Origin of the sequence: Streptomyces sp. NRRL F-5727 (assembly GCF_000719555.1) — a bacterium.
Lineage (GTDB): Bacteria > Actinomycetota > Actinomycetes > Streptomycetales > Streptomycetaceae > Streptomyces.
The window spans coordinates 1-785 of sequence record NZ_JOGX01000148.1 but is presented as its reverse complement, the minus strand read 5'-3'; the positions used below and the strand labels follow the sequence as shown (position 1 = coordinate 785).

At 69.4% G+C, this 785-nt stretch carries 1 protein-coding gene; it reads left to right on the top strand.

The window, feature by feature from the left end:
* Positions 1-451: 451 nt before the first annotated feature.
* Entirely contained in the window at positions 452-748 is a 297-nt protein-coding gene (locus IF73_RS0137070) for a hypothetical protein (RefSeq protein WP_078868459.1), read from the top strand.
* The last annotated feature ends 37 nt before the right edge of the window (positions 749-785 follow it).

Here is a 785-nt window from a genome sequence, read left to right as displayed (position 1 = left end):
GGCTCCCACCGTCCCCGCACCCCTCCCCACCCACGCCCCTCCAGTACTGCCCCACCTGCGACTGCGCCTTCAGGTCCCCGGACTCGGCCCCCTGCCCCGGATGCGGCAGCACGGACACCACCCGCTCCACCGAACCCGAACCTCATTGCTGACGAAAACCAGCACATGGCAGCATTGCCATGGTGACTGAACACGGGGGAAGCAGACGGGAGCTCAGCAGCAAGTCGGCTGCGGCGACTTGACAGACTCTGCCCCGCTCACGGCCGACCGGATCCCGCCCTGGAGCGCGAGGCGACCGACCCAACAACGGCCGCGCGGAGCTAGTTTGCCTGTTTGCTCAGCGAATGCCGGAGCGCCGGCGGGGTGTGTTCCCGCCGGTGGCGGGGATCGTCCCGGACGCTGTGGCGGTCGATGTGGAACAGCGGGATGAAGCAGGGGGAACGGGGGAGCAGTGAGCGGTAACGAGCCTGGCCTCGCCGCGCCGGCGGCGACAACGAAGGGCATCGATCTGGCCCATGCGGAGCTGAAGGAGCTCGGCGTGATCGGCGAGGCGACGACCTGGAAGAACACGACGTACGACGTCCTCGACTCGGAGCCGGACGCCGCCCTGGAGCGGACCGGCGTGCTCGACGGCGAGCTCGACGGCGAGCTGCGTGACCGTATCGACGCACAGGTCAGGAAGGGCGTCGATCCCGACCGGGCGACGATCGAGCAGGCCGAGCAGCCGCGGTGGGGGGAGAGCCGCTGATGGTCGACTGGAAGGGGTGGGGCGACAAGATCGTCGA